Source organism: Microbacterium sp. SCPM-O-B-15248 (M128), from assembly GCF_058214835.1.
Genome location: NZ_JBYQLI010000003.1, coordinates 475,683 through 491,428, shown reverse-complemented (window position 1 = coordinate 491,428; position 15,746 = coordinate 475,683). Strand labels below are relative to the sequence as shown.

General features: G+C 67.4%; 27 protein-coding genes. 26 read left to right on the top strand and 1 reads right to left on the bottom strand.

Annotated elements, in window-relative coordinates; all coding sequences use genetic code 11:
* The first annotated feature begins 2 nt into the window (after positions 1 to 2).
* The 18 genes from AC3E6M_RS07760 to AC3E6M_RS07675 are packed head-to-tail and all read left to right on the top strand — an operon-like array spanning position 3 to position 6,799.
* On the top strand, positions 3 to 434 hold the full coding sequence (locus AC3E6M_RS07760) for a beta-sandwich lipoprotein (RefSeq protein ID WP_490529532.1): 432 nt from the start codon (positions 3 to 5) through the stop codon (positions 432 to 434).
* On the top strand, positions 431 to 1,054 hold the full coding sequence (locus AC3E6M_RS07755) for a hypothetical protein (protein WP_490529530.1): 624 nt from the start codon (positions 431 to 433) through the stop codon (positions 1,052 to 1,054). Before AC3E6M_RS07760 ends, AC3E6M_RS07755 begins: the two co-directional genes overlap by 4 nt.
* A complete protein-coding gene (locus AC3E6M_RS07750) occupies positions 1,051 to 1,605 on the top strand; it encodes a 5' nucleotidase, NT5C type (RefSeq protein ID WP_490529529.1) in 555 nt (184 codons plus the stop codon). Before AC3E6M_RS07755 ends, AC3E6M_RS07750 begins: the two co-directional genes overlap by 4 nt.
* Entirely contained in the window at positions 1,602 to 1,937 is a 336-nt protein-coding gene (locus AC3E6M_RS07745; protein WP_490529528.1) for a hypothetical protein, read from the top strand. The genes AC3E6M_RS07750 and AC3E6M_RS07745 overlap by 4 nt, the downstream gene beginning before the upstream one ends.
* A complete protein-coding gene (locus tag AC3E6M_RS07740; RefSeq protein WP_490529527.1) occupies positions 1,934 to 2,566 on the top strand; it encodes a deoxynucleotide monophosphate kinase family protein in 633 nt (210 codons plus the stop codon). The genes AC3E6M_RS07745 and AC3E6M_RS07740 overlap by 4 nt, the downstream gene beginning before the upstream one ends.
* Positions 2,563 to 2,697, top strand: a complete 135-nt coding sequence (locus tag AC3E6M_RS07735; RefSeq protein WP_490529526.1) for a hypothetical protein — start codon at positions 2,563 to 2,565, stop codon at positions 2,695 to 2,697. The genes AC3E6M_RS07740 and AC3E6M_RS07735 overlap by 4 nt, the downstream gene beginning before the upstream one ends.
* Positions 2,694 to 2,945: a hypothetical protein gene (locus AC3E6M_RS07730; RefSeq protein WP_490529525.1), complete on the top strand. Its 252-nt coding sequence runs from the start codon at positions 2,694 to 2,696 to the stop codon at positions 2,943 to 2,945. The genes AC3E6M_RS07735 and AC3E6M_RS07730 overlap by 4 nt, the downstream gene beginning before the upstream one ends.
* On the top strand, positions 2,942 to 3,307 hold the full coding sequence (locus AC3E6M_RS07725) for a hypothetical protein (RefSeq protein ID WP_490529523.1): 366 nt from the start codon (positions 2,942 to 2,944) through the stop codon (positions 3,305 to 3,307). The genes AC3E6M_RS07730 and AC3E6M_RS07725 overlap by 4 nt, the downstream gene beginning before the upstream one ends.
* A complete protein-coding gene (locus AC3E6M_RS07720; protein ID WP_490529522.1) occupies positions 3,304 to 3,630 on the top strand; it encodes a hypothetical protein in 327 nt (108 codons plus the stop codon). The genes AC3E6M_RS07725 and AC3E6M_RS07720 overlap by 4 nt, the downstream gene beginning before the upstream one ends.
* Positions 3,627 to 3,896, top strand: coding sequence for a hypothetical protein (locus AC3E6M_RS07715; protein WP_490529520.1), 270 nt, complete (start codon positions 3,627 to 3,629; stop codon positions 3,894 to 3,896). Before AC3E6M_RS07720 ends, AC3E6M_RS07715 begins: the two co-directional genes overlap by 4 nt.
* On the top strand, positions 3,893 to 4,414 hold the full coding sequence (locus tag AC3E6M_RS07710; protein ID WP_490529519.1) for a nucleoside triphosphate pyrophosphohydrolase family protein: 522 nt from the start codon (positions 3,893 to 3,895) through the stop codon (positions 4,412 to 4,414). Before AC3E6M_RS07715 ends, AC3E6M_RS07710 begins: the two co-directional genes overlap by 4 nt.
* A 2-nt stretch (positions 4,415 to 4,416) precedes the next feature.
* Positions 4,417 to 4,707 (top strand): hypothetical protein, encoded by a 291-nt coding sequence (locus AC3E6M_RS07705; RefSeq protein ID WP_490529518.1) that lies wholly within the window; start codon positions 4,417 to 4,419, stop codon positions 4,705 to 4,707.
* Entirely contained in the window at positions 4,704 to 4,928 is a 225-nt protein-coding gene (locus AC3E6M_RS07700) for a hypothetical protein (protein ID WP_490529517.1), read from the top strand. The genes AC3E6M_RS07705 and AC3E6M_RS07700 overlap by 4 nt, the downstream gene beginning before the upstream one ends.
* A 3-nt stretch (positions 4,929 to 4,931) precedes the next feature.
* Positions 4,932 to 5,669, top strand: a complete 738-nt coding sequence (locus tag AC3E6M_RS07695; protein WP_490529516.1) for a 3'-5' exonuclease family protein — start codon at positions 4,932 to 4,934, stop codon at positions 5,667 to 5,669.
* The gene (locus AC3E6M_RS07690; RefSeq protein ID WP_490529515.1) at positions 5,666 to 5,923 is read left to right on the top strand and encodes a hypothetical protein; all 258 of its coding nucleotides are present in this window, start codon (positions 5,666 to 5,668) and stop codon (positions 5,921 to 5,923) included. Before AC3E6M_RS07695 ends, AC3E6M_RS07690 begins: the two co-directional genes overlap by 4 nt.
* 23 nt (positions 5,924 to 5,946) lie before the next feature.
* Complete coding sequence (locus AC3E6M_RS07685) at positions 5,947 to 6,303, top strand: hypothetical protein (RefSeq protein WP_490529514.1); 357 nt, start codon at positions 5,947 to 5,949, stop codon at positions 6,301 to 6,303.
* Complete coding sequence (locus AC3E6M_RS07680; protein WP_490529511.1) at positions 6,300 to 6,503, top strand: hypothetical protein; 204 nt, start codon at positions 6,300 to 6,302, stop codon at positions 6,501 to 6,503. The genes AC3E6M_RS07685 and AC3E6M_RS07680 overlap by 4 nt, the downstream gene beginning before the upstream one ends.
* Positions 6,500 to 6,799: a hypothetical protein gene (locus AC3E6M_RS07675; RefSeq protein WP_490529509.1), complete on the top strand. Its 300-nt coding sequence runs from the start codon at positions 6,500 to 6,502 to the stop codon at positions 6,797 to 6,799. Before AC3E6M_RS07680 ends, AC3E6M_RS07675 begins: the two co-directional genes overlap by 4 nt.
* Positions 6,800 to 6,892: 93 nt before the next feature.
* Here the strand turns inward: AC3E6M_RS07675 and AC3E6M_RS07670 are convergent, their stop codons facing one another.
* Entirely contained in the window at positions 6,893 to 7,147 is a 255-nt protein-coding gene (locus AC3E6M_RS07670; protein WP_490529508.1) for a hypothetical protein, read from the bottom strand.
* 159 nt (positions 7,148 to 7,306) lie between these two features.
* On the opposite strand from AC3E6M_RS07670, the gene AC3E6M_RS07665 reads away from it, so the two are divergent.
* The 8 genes from AC3E6M_RS07665 (at position 7,307) to AC3E6M_RS07630 (ending at position 15,700) form a co-directional block, all read left to right on the top strand.
* Positions 7,307 to 8,719: a DNA sulfur modification protein DndB gene (locus tag AC3E6M_RS07665; protein WP_490529507.1), complete on the top strand. Its 1,413-nt coding sequence runs from the start codon at positions 7,307 to 7,309 to the stop codon at positions 8,717 to 8,719.
* An 83-nt stretch (positions 8,720 to 8,802) separates the two neighbouring features.
* Positions 8,803 to 9,309, top strand: a complete 507-nt coding sequence (locus AC3E6M_RS07660) for a hypothetical protein (RefSeq protein ID WP_490529506.1) — start codon at positions 8,803 to 8,805, stop codon at positions 9,307 to 9,309.
* Positions 9,306 to 11,030, top strand: a complete 1,725-nt coding sequence (locus AC3E6M_RS07655) for a hypothetical protein (RefSeq protein ID WP_490529504.1) — start codon at positions 9,306 to 9,308, stop codon at positions 11,028 to 11,030. Before AC3E6M_RS07660 ends, AC3E6M_RS07655 begins: the two co-directional genes overlap by 4 nt.
* Before the next feature lie 39 nt (positions 11,031 to 11,069).
* Positions 11,070 to 12,596 (top strand): hypothetical protein, encoded by a 1,527-nt coding sequence (locus AC3E6M_RS07650; protein WP_490529502.1) that lies wholly within the window; start codon positions 11,070 to 11,072, stop codon positions 12,594 to 12,596.
* Between the two features lie 56 nt (positions 12,597 to 12,652).
* Entirely contained in the window at positions 12,653 to 13,855 is a 1,203-nt protein-coding gene (locus AC3E6M_RS07645) for a hypothetical protein (protein WP_490529501.1), read from the top strand.
* 2 nt (positions 13,856 to 13,857) lie between these two features.
* On the top strand, positions 13,858 to 14,325 hold the full coding sequence (locus AC3E6M_RS07640; protein ID WP_490529499.1) for a hypothetical protein: 468 nt from the start codon (positions 13,858 to 13,860) through the stop codon (positions 14,323 to 14,325).
* Positions 14,326 to 14,327: 2 nt separating this feature from the next.
* The gene (locus AC3E6M_RS07635; protein WP_490529497.1) at positions 14,328 to 15,476 is read left to right on the top strand and encodes a phage major capsid protein; all 1,149 of its coding nucleotides are present in this window, start codon (positions 14,328 to 14,330) and stop codon (positions 15,474 to 15,476) included.
* The gene (locus AC3E6M_RS07630; RefSeq protein WP_490529496.1) at positions 15,473 to 15,700 is read left to right on the top strand and encodes a head fiber protein; all 228 of its coding nucleotides are present in this window, start codon (positions 15,473 to 15,475) and stop codon (positions 15,698 to 15,700) included. The genes AC3E6M_RS07635 and AC3E6M_RS07630 overlap by 4 nt, the downstream gene beginning before the upstream one ends.
* Positions 15,701 to 15,746 lie beyond the last annotated feature (46 nt).

Genomic DNA, 15,746 nt, shown 5'->3' with positions numbered 1-15,746 from the left:
CCATGAACACCACGAAGAGAAGGACCATCCGCGGCATCGCCGCGGCCGCCGCCGTCGTCGCCGGCCTGACCATCGGGCTCACCGCCTGCACGACGGACGCCGACACCGCCTCCCGCAACATCTCCACCGCCGCCGAGCAGTTCGAGATCGAGCGCCGCATCACCGTCACCACCGGCTTCGGCGCCGAGGTGGCCCTGCAGGTCGAAGGGCGCTGCTCGCTGGAGTCCGCAGACTCCTTCCTCGCCGGCGCCCTCGAGGTGACCTGCAAGATCGGCCCCGACCAGTACACCAAGCACTTCGTCGTGAAGGGCGACAACGACATCGTCACCGTGCAGCAGCTCGGCACCATCGACGTCAGCGTCTACCACCACCGCGTGCTCATCAAGCCTGAGAACCTCCTCCCCGAGTTCGACTACGAGGGGGGCGAGCAGTGACCTCTAAGCGCCAAATCTGGGCCGATCTCCAGCGGGCCCAGGCCGAAATCAACGCCCTCACCCACGCCATCCTCCGCCACGTCGACGAGGCCGAGGGTCTCGGCCACGAAGCGCCGTCGCCGATTTCGTGGCCCTGGCAATCGCTCGCCGACCGCGCCCTGGCGAGCCTCGAACTCCTCCGCCTCGCCAACGTCAACGCACTCCAGGCCGACAACGCCGAATTGCGTGCAAAGCTGGCCGCCGCGCGGGCGGCCGCGGAGGAGCGCGTGGTGATCGGCGTGGACTACGCGACGCCCGCGCGCAGTGAGGCGGAAATCCGCCGCGAGACGCTCGAGAAGGTCATCGAGGCGCTCGAGCTCGATGAGTACCGCGGGCGGCAGGAGGGACCCTTCGCGCACCTCTTCCTCCTGCAGGGCGGTCGACCGAAGCCGGCTGCCGACCGGTTCTGGGCCGACATCACCACCGCACTCCGCGTCCGCGCGGAAGACGCCGAAGCCGAGGCCGACGAGGCCGCCGAAGCGCGCATCGCCGCGATCACCCGCCCGGCACCCGCCGCCGACGAGGTCTACTCGGCCGGCGAGACGATCCTCAGCGGCGACGAGAACGGCATCGACCCGTGAGCGTCGTCACACCCGGCTCGGTCGTCCTCGTCGACATGGACGGCGTGCTCGCTGACTGGCACGAGGGGATCGCCGAGGCGTACGTGGACGCCGGCGGGGACGCATCCGAGTTGGATCACAACCAGTGGGACCCCAGCACCTCGCCTGCGTCGCGCCGGATGATCCGCTCCATCCAGGCCACGCCGGGCTTCTACGCCGGGCTCAACCCGATCGACGGCGCTGTGGAGGGCATGTACCTCCTCCGCGACCTCGGCGCCACGGTGAAGCTCTGCTCCACCCCGGATGCCACGAACCCGACGTGCGCCTCCGACAAGGTCGACTGGGTCGCCAACCACCTCGGCACCGCGTGGGTGAAGGACCTGATCCTCACCCACGACAAGACCCTCGTGCGGGGCGCCCTCCTCATCGACGACAAGCCGGAGATCACCGGCACCCTCGTCCCCGAGTGGGAGCACGTCGTCTTCGACCAGCCCTACAACCGCCACGTCACCGGTAAGCGGGTCCTCGCCGGCTGGGGCGCCCTCGACACCCTCAAGGAGAGGACCGCGTGACCGACAAGACCCAGCCGCTCGCCGCTCCGCCCGGAACGAAGTGGGTCGTCTCCAAGTCCAGCGGCACGGATCGCCACCAGAGCGAGGATCGCTACCAGATCGGTCTATTCCCCGAGGGTGCCGAGGTCGATGTGTGGGGCTCCTACCTCAAGGAGTTCGGGCCAGCCCCACACTTCCCCAACGGTGGCTCCTTTCCTGGATACGCGCTGGCGCGAGAGACGTTCGCTTCGGGGTCCCAGATCCGAGGGGCCTCCCGTCGCGTCCTGCGCACGTACGCGCGTCAGCGCAGTGAACACGACCTTTTCGCTCGACTCAGGAAGGCATTCTCATGACCGTCATCGGACTCGGCGGCAAGCTCCGCGCCGGCAAGGACGCGGTGGCCGACTACCTCGTTCAGAGGCACGGCTACGTCAAGATCGGCATGAGCGACGCACTCCACGAGGCGATGCTCGCGCTGGACCCGATCGTGATCGTGGACGAGTTTGTCCAGTACCCCGAGGGCGCGCCCGGTTACGGCTGGAACACGCCGCGAAAGCAGATGCGATACGCGGAGCTATGCGAGGCCGTGGGCTACACCGAGGCCAAGAAGAAACCCGAGGTCCGCCGCCTCCTGCAGGCACTCGGAACCGAGGTCGGCCGCAAGATGATCGGCGAAGACACCTGGACAAACATCGTCCGCCGACGCATCGACGAGTTCGAAAAGAGGGGCATCCCGGTCGTCCTGACTGGCCTGCGTTATCCGAACGAGCTGCAGCTCATCACGGGCAAGTACAGCCCGACCGCCTGGTTTCTCTGGGTCGAGCGACCCGGAGCGGAAGCGCCGTCGACCGCGACAGCGGCGCACTCGAGCGAGAACAGCGTCGGCGCGGACGATTTCACGTTCGTCCTCCACAACGACGGCACGCTCGAGGAGCTCTACGCCAAGGTCGACAAGCTCGCACGATTGGCGGCGAGCCTGTGACTGCCCTCCGGCCTGGCGACGGCCCGCGGATGCCGTTCGGCGGCACCGCCGCCCGCGTCGCCCTCTTCCTCGCGCTGACGTTCGGCGCGATGTGGACGATCGCGGCGATTTACAAGGTGGCCCTCCCGTGAGCGTCACCCCGATCGCCGTCGGCGCCACCGTCGCACTCATTGGCTCCGGCTGGGCACGCATACCCCGCCCAAGCCTGACCGACACGATGCTCGGCCTCGAAGTAATCGCGGTAGACCTTCCCGCCGGCATCGGCGGCGGATTCGTCGCCTTCGAGGTCGACGGCGAGCCGTTCATCGCCCCCACCCGCCCCGGTTCGACCTTCCAGGTCGAGCTTCTCCCCACCACCGACCGAGAGGAAACACCATGAGCACCAAGATCCGCAAGGCCCGCAAGAAGACCCAGCGCGCGCTCCGCCAGGCGACCGAGCTGACCGGCAACCCGACGTACGCCGAGACCGCCCGCGGCCTCTACTCGAAGAAGCCGAAGGAGCCGACGCCGGTCATCCTCCGCGCGTTCGTCCAGGAGCCGGTCATCCGCTCCAAGGGTGACCTGTTCCCCCAGGACTCCGTCAGCCGCGGACCCCTCGCCCGGGTCTACGGCTTCTCCAGCGCCCGGTCCGCGAACCGCATCGCGAGGTTCATCGCGAGGTTCATCGCGAGGTTCATCGCGAGGTTCATCGCCAACCGCGGCACGAAGCGCGGCAACCTCCCCAAGGAGGTCCAGCAGTGAGCCGCCCCACCCTTCCCGCGACCATCGCGATCCGCGTCCGCGAGGGCGTGCCGAACGAGCTGGCAGCCTTCGACCTCCGCTACGAGCCGTCTCTCACGCAGGCCGCAACCTCGGACGCCGCCGACGGCGCGAAGTTCACCCACGAAGTCGTCAGATCCGACATCCTGCGGGGGCTGGCCATCGCCTACCGGGACCTCGCGCGGCAGGAGTGTGCGGGCAAGGGTGACCCCGAGACGGTCGAGTACCTGGCCTACCTCGACGACTGGGTGGAGTCGCACGTCTTCCCCGACAAGAACTCGCCCGAGGCGGTGCCGACGCGATGAGTCGCCACATCACCGTCGACCGTACGGTCGCCCTCTCCGAGGGCACCACCGCGGCCACGATCGCACTGGAGCTCTCGAGCGCGGTCACGTCCCTCGAGAACAAGGTCATCGACCACGACCGCGTCGCGATCTGGGACACCCTCCAGGTCGAGACCCACACGGACAAGATTGAGCACACCAGCTTCGCGTCCGACCGCGAGCTCATCGAGCACCGCACCATCACCATCTCCGTCCTCACCATCAGCCGCCAGGAGGCATCCGCATGACGCTCACCATGGGCACCATCGACACCATCCGCGCCCTGCAGAAGCAGATCGGCGCCGCCAACGCCGAGAAGGGTTTCCACCAGGACGGTTTCGACATCCGCTCCCTCCCGGCGTTCATCAGCGGCGTCCATGACGAGCCGCGCACCTTCCTGCGTCGCCTGGTCGACCGGATCGCTCGCATGATCCCCGCCCTCGAGCGCCACTACTGGATGGCACGGGCGTCGCTCATCACCACGGAGGTCGCCGAGTTGCTCGAAGAGCTGCGCAAGGGTCGGGGCGTCGCGGAGACCTATTACCCGAGCTGGCAGGACGAGGTGGATGCCAGCGGTCAGCCCTGGAACAAGACTCCGTTCGAGCGCGGCAAGTACAAGCCCGAGGGCGTCCCGTCCGAGCTCGCCGACGTCGTCATCCGCGCGCTGGACTATGCGGAGGAGGCGAACATCGACCTCGCCGACATCATCGACGAGAAGCTGTCTTACAACGCGACGCGCGCTCGTCTCCACGGGAAGAAGCTCTGACCATGACCGACGACATCGACGCCCTCGAAGCGTCACTCACGCAACGCTTCATCGAGCTGAGCATCACGGTCGACGGCACGACGTACCGCGAGTTCGTGCCGATCAAGGACGGCTTCCCCACTCGCTACGTTGACGAGGATGAGGCCGTGATGATCCTGGCATCCCAGGTGGGAGGCATCGCCCTGCAGGTCATCGCGCAGCACTTCGCCCCCGGTCTGCTCGAGTCCGTCTCCGCCGAGTTCACGAGACATCTCGACGAGATCCGCGACGGCGGGGCCGGCGGCGAGGAGTGAGCCCGGTCACCAGCGACCACAGTCTCGTCGAGGCGCTGGGCGCGCCGCCCCGCCCCCACACCCCCGACGAGGTCGCCGCGGTACAGGATCTTCTGGATCAGGGCACCGGGAAGCGTTGGTCGCTGAACGAGCGTGGTGAGATGGAATCCATGCTGTTCGACGACACCACGGTCGCCGTCGCCCCCGCCGCCGCTGCCTGGCATCCGAAGCACGAAGGGTAACCCGTGAACATCGAGCCTCTTTGCTTCGACCTGGAATCCACCGGCCGTGATCCTCTGTCCGCGCGCATCGTGACCGCCTACCTCGGGGTTTTGCGTGCAAACGGCGAGATCGCGTACGGCATGGACTGGGTTGTCGACCCCGGGGTGGAGATCCCGGCCGAAGCGGCGTCGATCCACGGCTTCACCAGCGAGCGCGCCCGCTCGGAGGCCACCAGCACTCCGGTCGAGATGATCGCCCAGCTCCACGCGATCATCGAGGCCGAGTGCATGGCATCCGGGCGGCCGCTCGCCGGCTACAACCTGCAGTACGACCTCACGCTCCTCGAAGCCGAACGCCGTCGCACGGCGCCGTGGCTGAGATCGTTGACTTTTTGCACACAAACGGAACCGGCGGGCGTCGCCGTCCTCGATGGCTACGTCATCGACAAGGCGATCGACCCGTACCGGAAAGGTTCGCGCAAGCTCCAGTTCACCTCGGCGCACTACGGCGTCCAGCTCACGGACGAGGAGGCGCACGGGGCTCAGGCGGACGCGGTGGCCGCAGGCCGCATCGTGCAGGCCCAATTCCGCAAGAAGCGCCTGCAGGGTATGAGCCCGCGCGACGTCCACATCGAGTCGATCGCCTGGAAGGCCGGGCAGTCCGCCTCCCTGCAGAAGTGGCTTCGCTCCAAGGGCGGCGAGCCGAACGCGGTCGTCAACCCCCACTGGCCCCGACAACAGAGAAGCGAGGAAGCAGCATGATGCTGACAGCACCCCGGGAACGCACCACCGCTCGAGCACAGGCGCTCCTGCAGAAGTGGGGCATCGACCCGGCCGAGGTTTCCGTCGACAACCTCAACCACGAGGGTTACTGGCGGCTCGCGCGCAACACCGTCCACTCCTCCCTCCTCCCGAGTCGCCTCGCGAACAGCCGCTACGAGCGCATCTGGACGCGCTGGCCCGACGACTTCCCCGCCGACGAGTTCCTCAGCCTCATTCCCGCAAGCCACCGATGACCACCCACCATAAGGAGAACACCATGAACGAGAACACCGCCAACCAGGACCCCGACGAGACCGCGGCCACTCCCGCAGCCACTCCCGCGGCCCCGACCCCTGCGGTCGTCCCTACCGCTGACACCCGGATCGAGGCTGAGTCCCTCAGCGTCCTGGACGCCGAGCTCGAGGAGCTCATCGCCAAAGAGGCCACGGTCAATGCAGCCGTCGACATCCTCCTGAACGCGATCGAGCACGAACGCGGCGTCGAACGAAAAGACATCGCGGAGGTCACCCTCCACGCCAACGGCGCCGTGCGCCTGCTTACGCGCGGCCGGGTTCGCCGCAGCCTCCGGGTCGACCCCTTCGCGCCCGCCGAAGCCACCGGAGACAGCGAGTGAGCGTCGTCGCCTCTGGCAGCGGCGAGGTCACCCTGGCCTTCACCGACGGCGAAGAGGGCCAGGTTCACGTCGCTGCCCGCACGCAACGCGGTGCCCAGGACATCCTCGTGCGGGGCTGGTTCGATCGCGACGCGCTCGAGGACGCCCTGACCGGGTCCAGGAACAAGGACCGTGCGCTCATGATGGAGCCGGCCGCGTGACCGCCGCCGTGGAGACCCCGCTTCGCTTCCGCCTGGTCGTACAGAAGCGCGGGGCGACGTGGGGCCGCTCTGCCCTGACCGGAAAGCGCGAACTCGTCCGCGACCAGGAGCGTTACAAGGCGCTCCCCGACACCCCGCCGGGCTTCGTCGAGCGCGAAGGCACCTACGGGGAGATCTCCCACCTCGCCGAGCGCGCCAACAAGGGTCAGCTCGAGAACTGGGACGGTCACGGCGAACGCCTCGACTACCTGTTCTCTCCGGACCTCGTGCCGGAGGAGGCGGGCGAACCCGCATGACCGAGGCGTTCGCCGCAGGCGAGCGCGTGATGGTCGAGTCAGTCGTCCCGGTCGTGGTCCAGGAGGATCACGCCGGGGCGACTGTCCTCGTGCTCACACGCGCAGGCCGTCCGGTGCGGGTGGAGCGAGATCGACTACGTCGGTCGGAGTGACCACGCCGTCCCCCAACAGCTCGCCGATCGAAATCACGACGTCGAGCCCCAGCTCCTTCCGAAGAGCATGCTCGAGCAACGCTCGATCGAACTCCAGGCAGAAGCCCTTCCCCGAGATGAATACACTGCCGTCCCTCGAAGTGGCGTCGAGCTGGATTTCCCTGGCTCCGTCGACGTCACGCACACGCGTGGTCATAACCGCGCGACCCTTCCTGTTCATTTTCGGGTGAACGGGGGCCCGCCGGCGGTTTCGGGTCGCCGACTTCCCCCCAATTTGCGACTTTAGACTATGCTTCCGACATAGCGAAACGTCTCCCGGACCGGCGGGAGCGACGCATTGTATGGAGAGGACACGATGGACATCCAGGTCCAGCCGTCGACGTTCACGCCGTCGGCCTATCAGACAGATCAGCAGTTCTTTGCCACCAAGTATCAGCAGGGAACGCGCACGGTCTACGGCCTCGCCGCCACACCTGGCGAGCTTGTGGGCCTCGTGCCGCGCCCCGATCCGGCTGTTCCCACCGAGGGAAACCGTCGCATCAACGCGTCGCACGCCGAGGCGTTTGCGCGCTACTTCATCGAGAACGAGAGCTGGGTCATCCCCGGCATCATCCTGCGCGCAGTCAACATGTTCCACTTCGAGTCGGTGCAGGAGATCCCCTCGGCGGCGTTCGGCGTGATGTCCTACCCGAAGCGGCGCCAGGGTGACATCCACATCCTCGACGGGCAGCACCGCATCCTCGGGTTCTTCATGGCGCTGGACAAGCTCGACGCAGAGATCGAAAAGGCCCGCTCGTACAAGGCGACCGTGCGGCGCACCATGCCGGACGACAAGCGGGCCGAGATGGACGCACAGAAGGAGATCGACCGCCTCGAGGGGGCGCGCGATCGCTTCTACAAGCAGCGGGTGGCCGTGGAGATCCAGGTCACCGACGACATCGACGAAGCCAAGCAGATGTTCTTCGACATCGCCGAGAACGCTCTGGGCATCACCGCGTCGACTCGCGCACGCTTCGACAGTCGCAAGATCGTCAACCGTGCCCTCCCGATGGTGCTCGAGCACCCGCTCCTGCTCAACCGGGTGGATCTGGACAAGGACCGCGTTCAAAAAAACAGCCCGTTCTGGATCCCGGCCTCCAAGGTTGTCGAGATCATCCGCACCATGCGGAAGGGCTTCGAGGGGCGGGTGTCCCGCAAGGACAACGAGGCGTGGAAGGGCGAGGAGGCCGCGATCGCTCGCGAGACCAACGAGTTCTTCGACCTGCTGGTGAAGACGATGCCCCCGGTGAACGCCCTGCTACACAGTCAGATCACCGCCGGCCAGATGCGAGACACGATGCTCCTGGGTGGGCAGACGTTCATCCGCATCCTCGCGGGCGTCTACTACGAACTCCGCAAGGATCGGAAGTGGTCCGCGAAGCAGGTCGAGGAGTTCTTCACTGCGCTCGGACCGCACGCGGCTGGCCGCGCCCACGCCAACTCCATTTGGAAGCAGCACGCGCCCGAGCACCTGTTCAACCTCAACGGCGTCGGACCGTCCGGTCGCCGCGCCGACTCCGTCGAGCTGATGAACCTCATCACGGATTGGGCGATCGCACGGGCACCTTTCGTCTACGCCGCCCCGGTGCCGGCGCCCGCGGTCGACGCCGATCCCGACGAGGGAATCGACTTCGCCCCGTCGCACTCCACGAAGCAGCTCGAGCTGGAACTCGAACTCGAGAACGCCGAGATCGCGCAGGAGTCGAAGGCGCGCGCCGCGGGGAATTAGTTCCCGACCACAACGAACCCCCTTCGCGAGCCAACCGGCGGCGAGGGGGGTTCGTCTCGTGCGCGCCCGTAGACTGCGCCGCCATGAACCAGATCCCCATGGCCCGCGGCAAGTCCGTGGATGACCAGCTCATCGAGCTGGCGGCGATGGAGATCAGCGCAGAGGAGATCTCCCGCCGTCTCGGCGGAGCCATCACGCCTCCTCGCGTGCGGCAGCGCGTCAGTGACCTCCTCACCGCAGGCGACTGGCTCACCGATGTCCAGAAGGAGCGGGCACTCATCCGCATCCTCCACATGAACCTGATGGCGATGCGCGGCGACGAGCTGAACGTCGACAACGCCAAGCTGCAGCTCCAGTACGCCAACGTCCTCCTCGACCGGCTCGATAAGCGCCAGGCGGTCACCAGCGAGCAGCTCGAGACTTATAACTCGAACGTCGGTCGCACCCTCGGCGAGGTCGTGATCCATGCGCTCGCATACATGAAGGGAGCGCTCTCGGGCGAGATTGACTCCCAGCGGTGGGACATCCTCGTCGAGGAAGCCATGCTCAGCGCCCGCCAGGCGATCGCCGCGAAGCAGGTCGATTCGTGACCATGTTCCTCGACGGCGCCGTCTTCGATGCCGCGATGGACGAGATTCGCGAGCGCTCCCGGAAAGCCATCTACCAGCGCGACTACCTCGCCTGGTCCAACGACATCCTCGGTCGGCGGTACTACGAAAAGATGGCCGAGATCATGGTCGAGTGCGCCACGCCGACCACCGGCCGCATCCGCAACGCGATCAAGTCCGCCAACGGTTGCGGCAAGTCGCTCACCGTCGCCGACCTCATCGTCTGGTGGGTCACCGCGTGGCCGCCGGAGGAGTCGCTCGCTCTGGCGTCCGCGAACGGGCGGCTGCAGATCCAGACGGTCATCTTCAAGTACCTCAAGGACTCCTGGGGCTTCATGGCCTCCCGCGCGAAGGCCGGCCACGGCCCGAAGCCGCTGGGGTGGATCTCCGAGACGCTCGAATGGAACTACCAGAAGCCCGACGGCTCGGGTAAGGAAGCCGTCGTCATCGGCAAGCGCCCCGCCGACCAGGACATCGTCTCATCCTTCCAGGGAACCCGAAAGCGACGCACGCTCGTCGGCCTGGACGAGATGGGTGGCCTCCCGGACGACCTCCTTACCGCCGCCGAAGCTGTCGTCACCGGTGAGGAGTCGCGCATCGTCGGCATCGGAAACCCCGACCGTCGCGGCACGATGTTCTTCAACATCTTCAACACCGACCTCGGTGCCGACTGGAACAAGCACACCATCTCGGCGTACGACCTGCCGACCATGACCGGAGAGCTCGTCTACCCCGACGAGCCCGAGAAGCAGGCCGCGATGATGCGCGGCCTCACCTCGCGCCACTGGATCGCCCACAAGGAGCGCTCCTGGATGACCGGCGGCGACATCGTTCCCGACGATCTCCACCCCGACGACGATCAGTACAACCGCCGCATCGGCGGCACGCCCAACGGCCGATTCCGCGCGAAGGTCATGGGCGAGTTCCCCGGTGACGCCGACAACACCTTCTTCGCCGAGGAGGAGATCCAGCGCGCTCTCGAGACCGAGATCGAGCTCAACGACTCCATCCGCCCCGTGCTCGGCTGCGACATCGCCACCACCGGTGAGGATGAGTCGGTCGTCTACGTCAACCACGGCGGCCGCGTTCGCCTGTTCGACAAGACGATCTCCTACATGGATGGGGACGAGCAGCGTGAGACCACGGGGGTCTGGACGAAGGAGGACACGCTCACCGCCGCCCGCCGCATCAACGCGATCGCCCGGTACACCAATGCGCGCGAAGTCCGCGTCGACGGCACCGCGGTCGGCGAAGGCGTCACCACCGATCTCATGCGCCTGCCCGAGTTCGCCGAGGATCGCAAGCACTACAGCGTCGTCAGCGTGAAGGGCGCTCGTCGATCGAGCGACAAGACTCGCTGGAAGAAGTGGCGCGACGAAGTTCACGACCACCTGAACACGTTGATGAAGGACGGCAGGATCGACCTCGATCCGGCCGACACGCAACTCCGCGACGAGCTCATGCTCATCACATACAAGCTGCTCGATGGCGCGATCAAGATCGACCCTAAGGCCGACATGAAGACGCTCCTCGGCGGCTCCCCCGACCGCGCCGACGCGTGCATGTACGCCACCCTCGAGGTCGTCAACCCGCCGGACGACGACCCCCTCAGCCAGCTCGAACCCGGTCAGGCGGTCCTCATCGACCCGAACGACTTCATCGCCGAGCGGTACCAGCGCGACAGCGACACCTACCCGCTGTGAACGCGTTTGCGTGCTAAGCGCGCCGTAGACTCCGCCGCCATGTCAGCCCAGAACGCCGTCCTCGTTGAGATCTCCGAGGCGATCGCCGAGGCATCCGCCCTCGGGACAGAGGAGGGCGCTCGCGCCGTCGCTGTGCTGGCCGAGTCGTACGATCGGATGCGCACCATCCTCGCCCGCGAGGACAAGGGCTGGGTCCGCCTCTACGACCGCGGCGCCGACTCCCAGTTCGGTCTCCGCCTGCAGGACCTCAAGGACTGGGGCCGCAAGCTCGAAGAGTCCGTGCCCGGAGCGCCCTGGATCGGCCGCGGCTTCCGGGTGCGCGCGAACTTCATCCTCAAGGACGGCATCCAGCACGGCAAAATCCCCGCCGGCGGAAGCCAGGGCGTCCCGGACGTCCAGAAGTTCATCGACGACCCCGACAACCAGGAGAACTACTTCGGCCCCGCCGCGCGCCGCAAGCGTGAGCACAACCTCTACACGCAGGGCATCGCGTTCTGGATCCTCGACGAGCGCACCAAGAAGATCGAGGCCATTCCCCTCCGCCAGATCACCGGCGAGCTCATGCACCCAGACGGCATCGGCGTCGTCTGGGCGTACCTGCGCGAGTGGACGCACGTCAACCTCGAGACCGGCAAGTCGTACCAGATGAAGATGTGGTATTTCACCGACCTCGCCAAGAGCAAGCGATCGCTCAACATCACGTCGCCGCACAACCGCGAACGCGTCCCGGTCTCGCAGACCTCCATCATCTTCGCCCAGCACGCCAACCCCGTCGGCGGCCTGGCATACGGCACGCCCGACGCCCTCGCCGCGTGGATCTGGAACGGCATCGCCCGCGACGCCTACATGGACGGTCGCTCCGTCACCGAGGCCCTCACGCGGTTCGCCCTCAAGGCGACCGCGAAGAACAAGCCGGCCGCCGACAACGTCGCCATGCAGTACGCCTCCGCGCACACCGCCGGCGGCATGGCCGTCGTCGGTGGAGCGAATGACATCCAGGTTCTCCAGGGTGCTCAGAAGGGTTACGACTTCAACACCCTGCGGCCGCTGCTCGCCGTCATCGCCACCGCGCTCGATATCCCGACCACCGTCCTCACGAGCGACACCGGCGACGACAGCTACGCCTCGATCTCCTCCCTCGACCTGCCTACCCGCCTCGCGATGCAGGCGCGCCGCGACGAGCACGTCGCCTTCGAGAAGCGGGTGCTGAGGCAACTCGGCGCCGCAAACGCCTCCGTCAGCTTCGTCCCCTACGACGCCGAGGACGAGGTGTACCGCAAGGTCCAGGCCGCGATCCTCGACTACCAGCAGGACACGATCACCCGCCAGGCTCTCGCCAACCGCATCGCCGACATCTACGGCCGCCCGCACGAGGACGTCCCCGCCGAAGACGAGCGCCCCTCCGTTCTCCTCGCGAAGGCGATGGCCAAGGCCGTGCCGAAGCCCGCTCCGGCGGGCGGAGACTCGTCCGGCAACACCTCGGTCGCCTCCCCCGCGCAGGGCCGCTCGAACGGCACCGGCGGCCAGCAGGGCGGCAACGCGAGCAACGACATCCGACGGGACTGAAACAGATTCCCGCTCGAAGTGATGTTCCCCCGGCCGCGTCCTTAGACTCCGCGCCCGTGAAGAACGAAGCCCAGGCCGCCGCGAACGGCGTCGTCGTCCGCGAGAGCGCGTACCGCCAGGGCACTCGCGCGGTCACTCCTGAGAGCCAGGGCCAGAAGTTCCGAGTCCGCCTGATGGGCTGGGCTCCCGGCGCGACGGTCGTCGAGGGCTCCTCTGCGGACTACCCCGTCCCCGCCATCGTCCGCGACTTCGCCGAAGCGTTCCCCGCCGGAACCCGCATGCGCGCCAACCACGACACGATGTGCGAGGCCGGCGGCGACGTCCGCCGCATCTTCGCCAAGACCGTCTCCGAACCCGTCGAAGAAGAAGACGGCATGTACGCCGACGCCGTCGCCGCCGAGGGCGAAGCGAGCAACTTCATCCGACAGTTCGCAGACGTCATCGGCACCTCGATCACGGCCTCCGTCGAATACGAGCGGGAGTACCTCACCGACGACAACGGCCAGCTCAAGTTCGACGAGGACGGCAACCCGGTAATGGCGATCCGGAAGGGCCCGCGCGGCCTCCCCATCGTCGAGCGCTTCCTGTCGATGAACGAAGCCCCGTACAACTCGGTCGACTTCGTGGAGGTCCCCGGCGCGGACGGCGCAGTCGTCTCACTCGCCCTGGAAAGCGCCAAGCGCATCGTCGACCAGACGATCCTCCGCGAAGCCGCGGGCTTCGCTATCGGTCTCGCCGGCAAGCGCGAGAAGTCTTCCCTCGGCGTCGCCGAGGGTGCCCAGCCTGGCTCCACCCCGGCGCCCGGATCCACCCACCAGAAGGACATCAGCATGGACGAGAAGGCCATCAAGGCCATCACGGAGGCGCTCGGCGCCAACGTGGTCGCCGCCCTCAAGCCGCTGACCGACTTCGTTCAGGAGCAGAAGACGGCCGCCGAGGCTGCCGCCGCCGGGGCCAAGCCGGCCGACGCTCCGAACGCCGTCGAGTCGGCCATCACCGCGCTCGAGTCGATCAACAAGATCGACGGCATCGAGCTCGTTCCCACCCTCAAGGAGGCGCTCATCACCGACCTCAAGGCCGGCAAGGACGTCACCGAGGGCATCAAGCTCGCCACGTCCGTCGCGGCCGAGGCGAAGGCCGCCAAGGGCGCACAGACGCCCACCGCAACCACGACCCCCGGCTCGTACGTCGCCGCCGAGGCCGCCACGGGCGGATCCCCCGTGAAGAGCTGGTCCGTCGCCGGACTCGGAGGTAAGTGATCATGGCCAAGGCAACCATCGAGGTCTTCGCGCACAGCGACGAGGCCACCGAGATCTGGTACTTCGACGCCCCCACCCCGCAGTACACCCTGGCCGTCCAGAACGGCGTGGCCGCGATCGTCCTCACCGACACCGAGGGCGTCGCGGGCACCTCCATCGTCTACGGCCCCCACACCGTCAGCGGCATCGTCCGACCCGGCGTGTCGAACCGTGACGCGACCGTAGGCGGCGCCGGCAAGTACGCCGCCGGCGTCACGCTCGACGGTACCTGGGGGTTCGAAGACGTCGTCAGCACGGGCACGACCCCCGCTCCGACCACCACGACCCAGGGCACCAAGGTCTACGTCACCGCCGGTGGCGCGCTGACCCTGGAGGCCTCCTCCAACACCCTCGTCGGTCGCGTGAACTACACGGCCGACTACACCAAGGCCGCAGGCCGCCTCCCCGTCAAGCTGATCGGAGCACGCTGACCATGAGCACCCTGCTCGAGAACTACCAGAACCCCATCACGCTCGATGGCAAGCTGGAAGTCCACCCCCTCGTCACCGAGGCAAAGCTGGCGCGCGCCAAGGAGCTGTTCGAGAAGGCTCTGGCCGGCGACCGCATCGCCGACGCCACCCTCGCCGAGCTGTTCACCAGCTCGTCCATCGGGTTCTCGCTGACCCACCTCATCAACATGCAGGTGATCCCCCAGCTCCCCGAGGACGAGAAGCAGGTCATCGACGGCCTCGTGACCACGCGCACCGTGCGCGACTTCAACCCGGTCACCCTGCTCGACCTGATCGGCCTCGGCAAGCTGAACGGCCCCGGCATCAACTCCCGCGGCGCCCTCGCCGTCGTGCCGGAGGGTACCCGCTACCCGATCGTCACCGTCAAGGGCAACCAGGACTCGATGTACGAGAAGCTCGGTAAGCGCGGTGCGCGGTTCGAGTTCACCTGGGAGTCGAAGATCAACGACTCCCTCACCGGCCTGCTCGAGCAGATCCCGGACGCCCTGCGCGACACCCAGCGCGACACCACGTACGAGGAGATCTTCGACGCCCTCGACGAGGCCGCGCTCCCCGCCTCGGCCGTGACCCTGCCCGACGGCACGATCGTTCCCCCGAACGCTCCCCTGTCGCCGGAAGCGATCATCGCGGCCTCAATGTTCCACGAGCTCGTGAAGATCAACAACCGCAAGATCGGCATCATCTCGGCCTACAACCTCTTCCTGCCCACCGGCGGCAAGAAGAAGTGGGACTGGATGGTCGAGCGGTTCAACTCCGTCATCGAGGAGCAGGAGGGCTCGCTGCGCCTGCGCCCGGCGCCGCTCGGCAAGCTCATGCCGAACCTGACGGTCGTGGAGTCCGACCGCATCCCCACCGGCACCTGGAAGCTCGTCCCGAAGCCGGGCACGACCAAGGGCCGTCCGGTCTGGGAGCTGCTCAAGCTCCGCGGCTACGAGGACATCGAGCTGCGCATGAAGTCGGACGCCGGCTTCTACCCCGGCGGCGGCACGGTCGACGCGTTCGAGGGCTCCTACGAGGCCGACACGATCTCGATGCGCGCGCGCCTCGTGCGCGGCTCCGTCCTCTGGGACGACCGCTGGATCGTGGCGTCGAACGGTTCGGGCCAGGCGTGAGCAAGCCCAAGCCGATCTCTCTGAGCCGGGGCAGTGCCCCGGCTCCGGGGGAGAACACGCCTCAGCCCTTCGCCGTCGTGGGCGACCTGCCCGTGGCAACCCCGACGATCACCGGCGGCGTGAAGAAGGGTGTCGCCGTGGCCAACGCCACGGATGCCGCCTCCACCCAGGCCCGCCTGAACGACCTGCTCGCCTCCCTCCGCACTGCTGGCGTCATCTCCTGACGCCCGCCGACGTGGCCCCTGCCTTCGGGTGGGGGCCTTCGTCGTT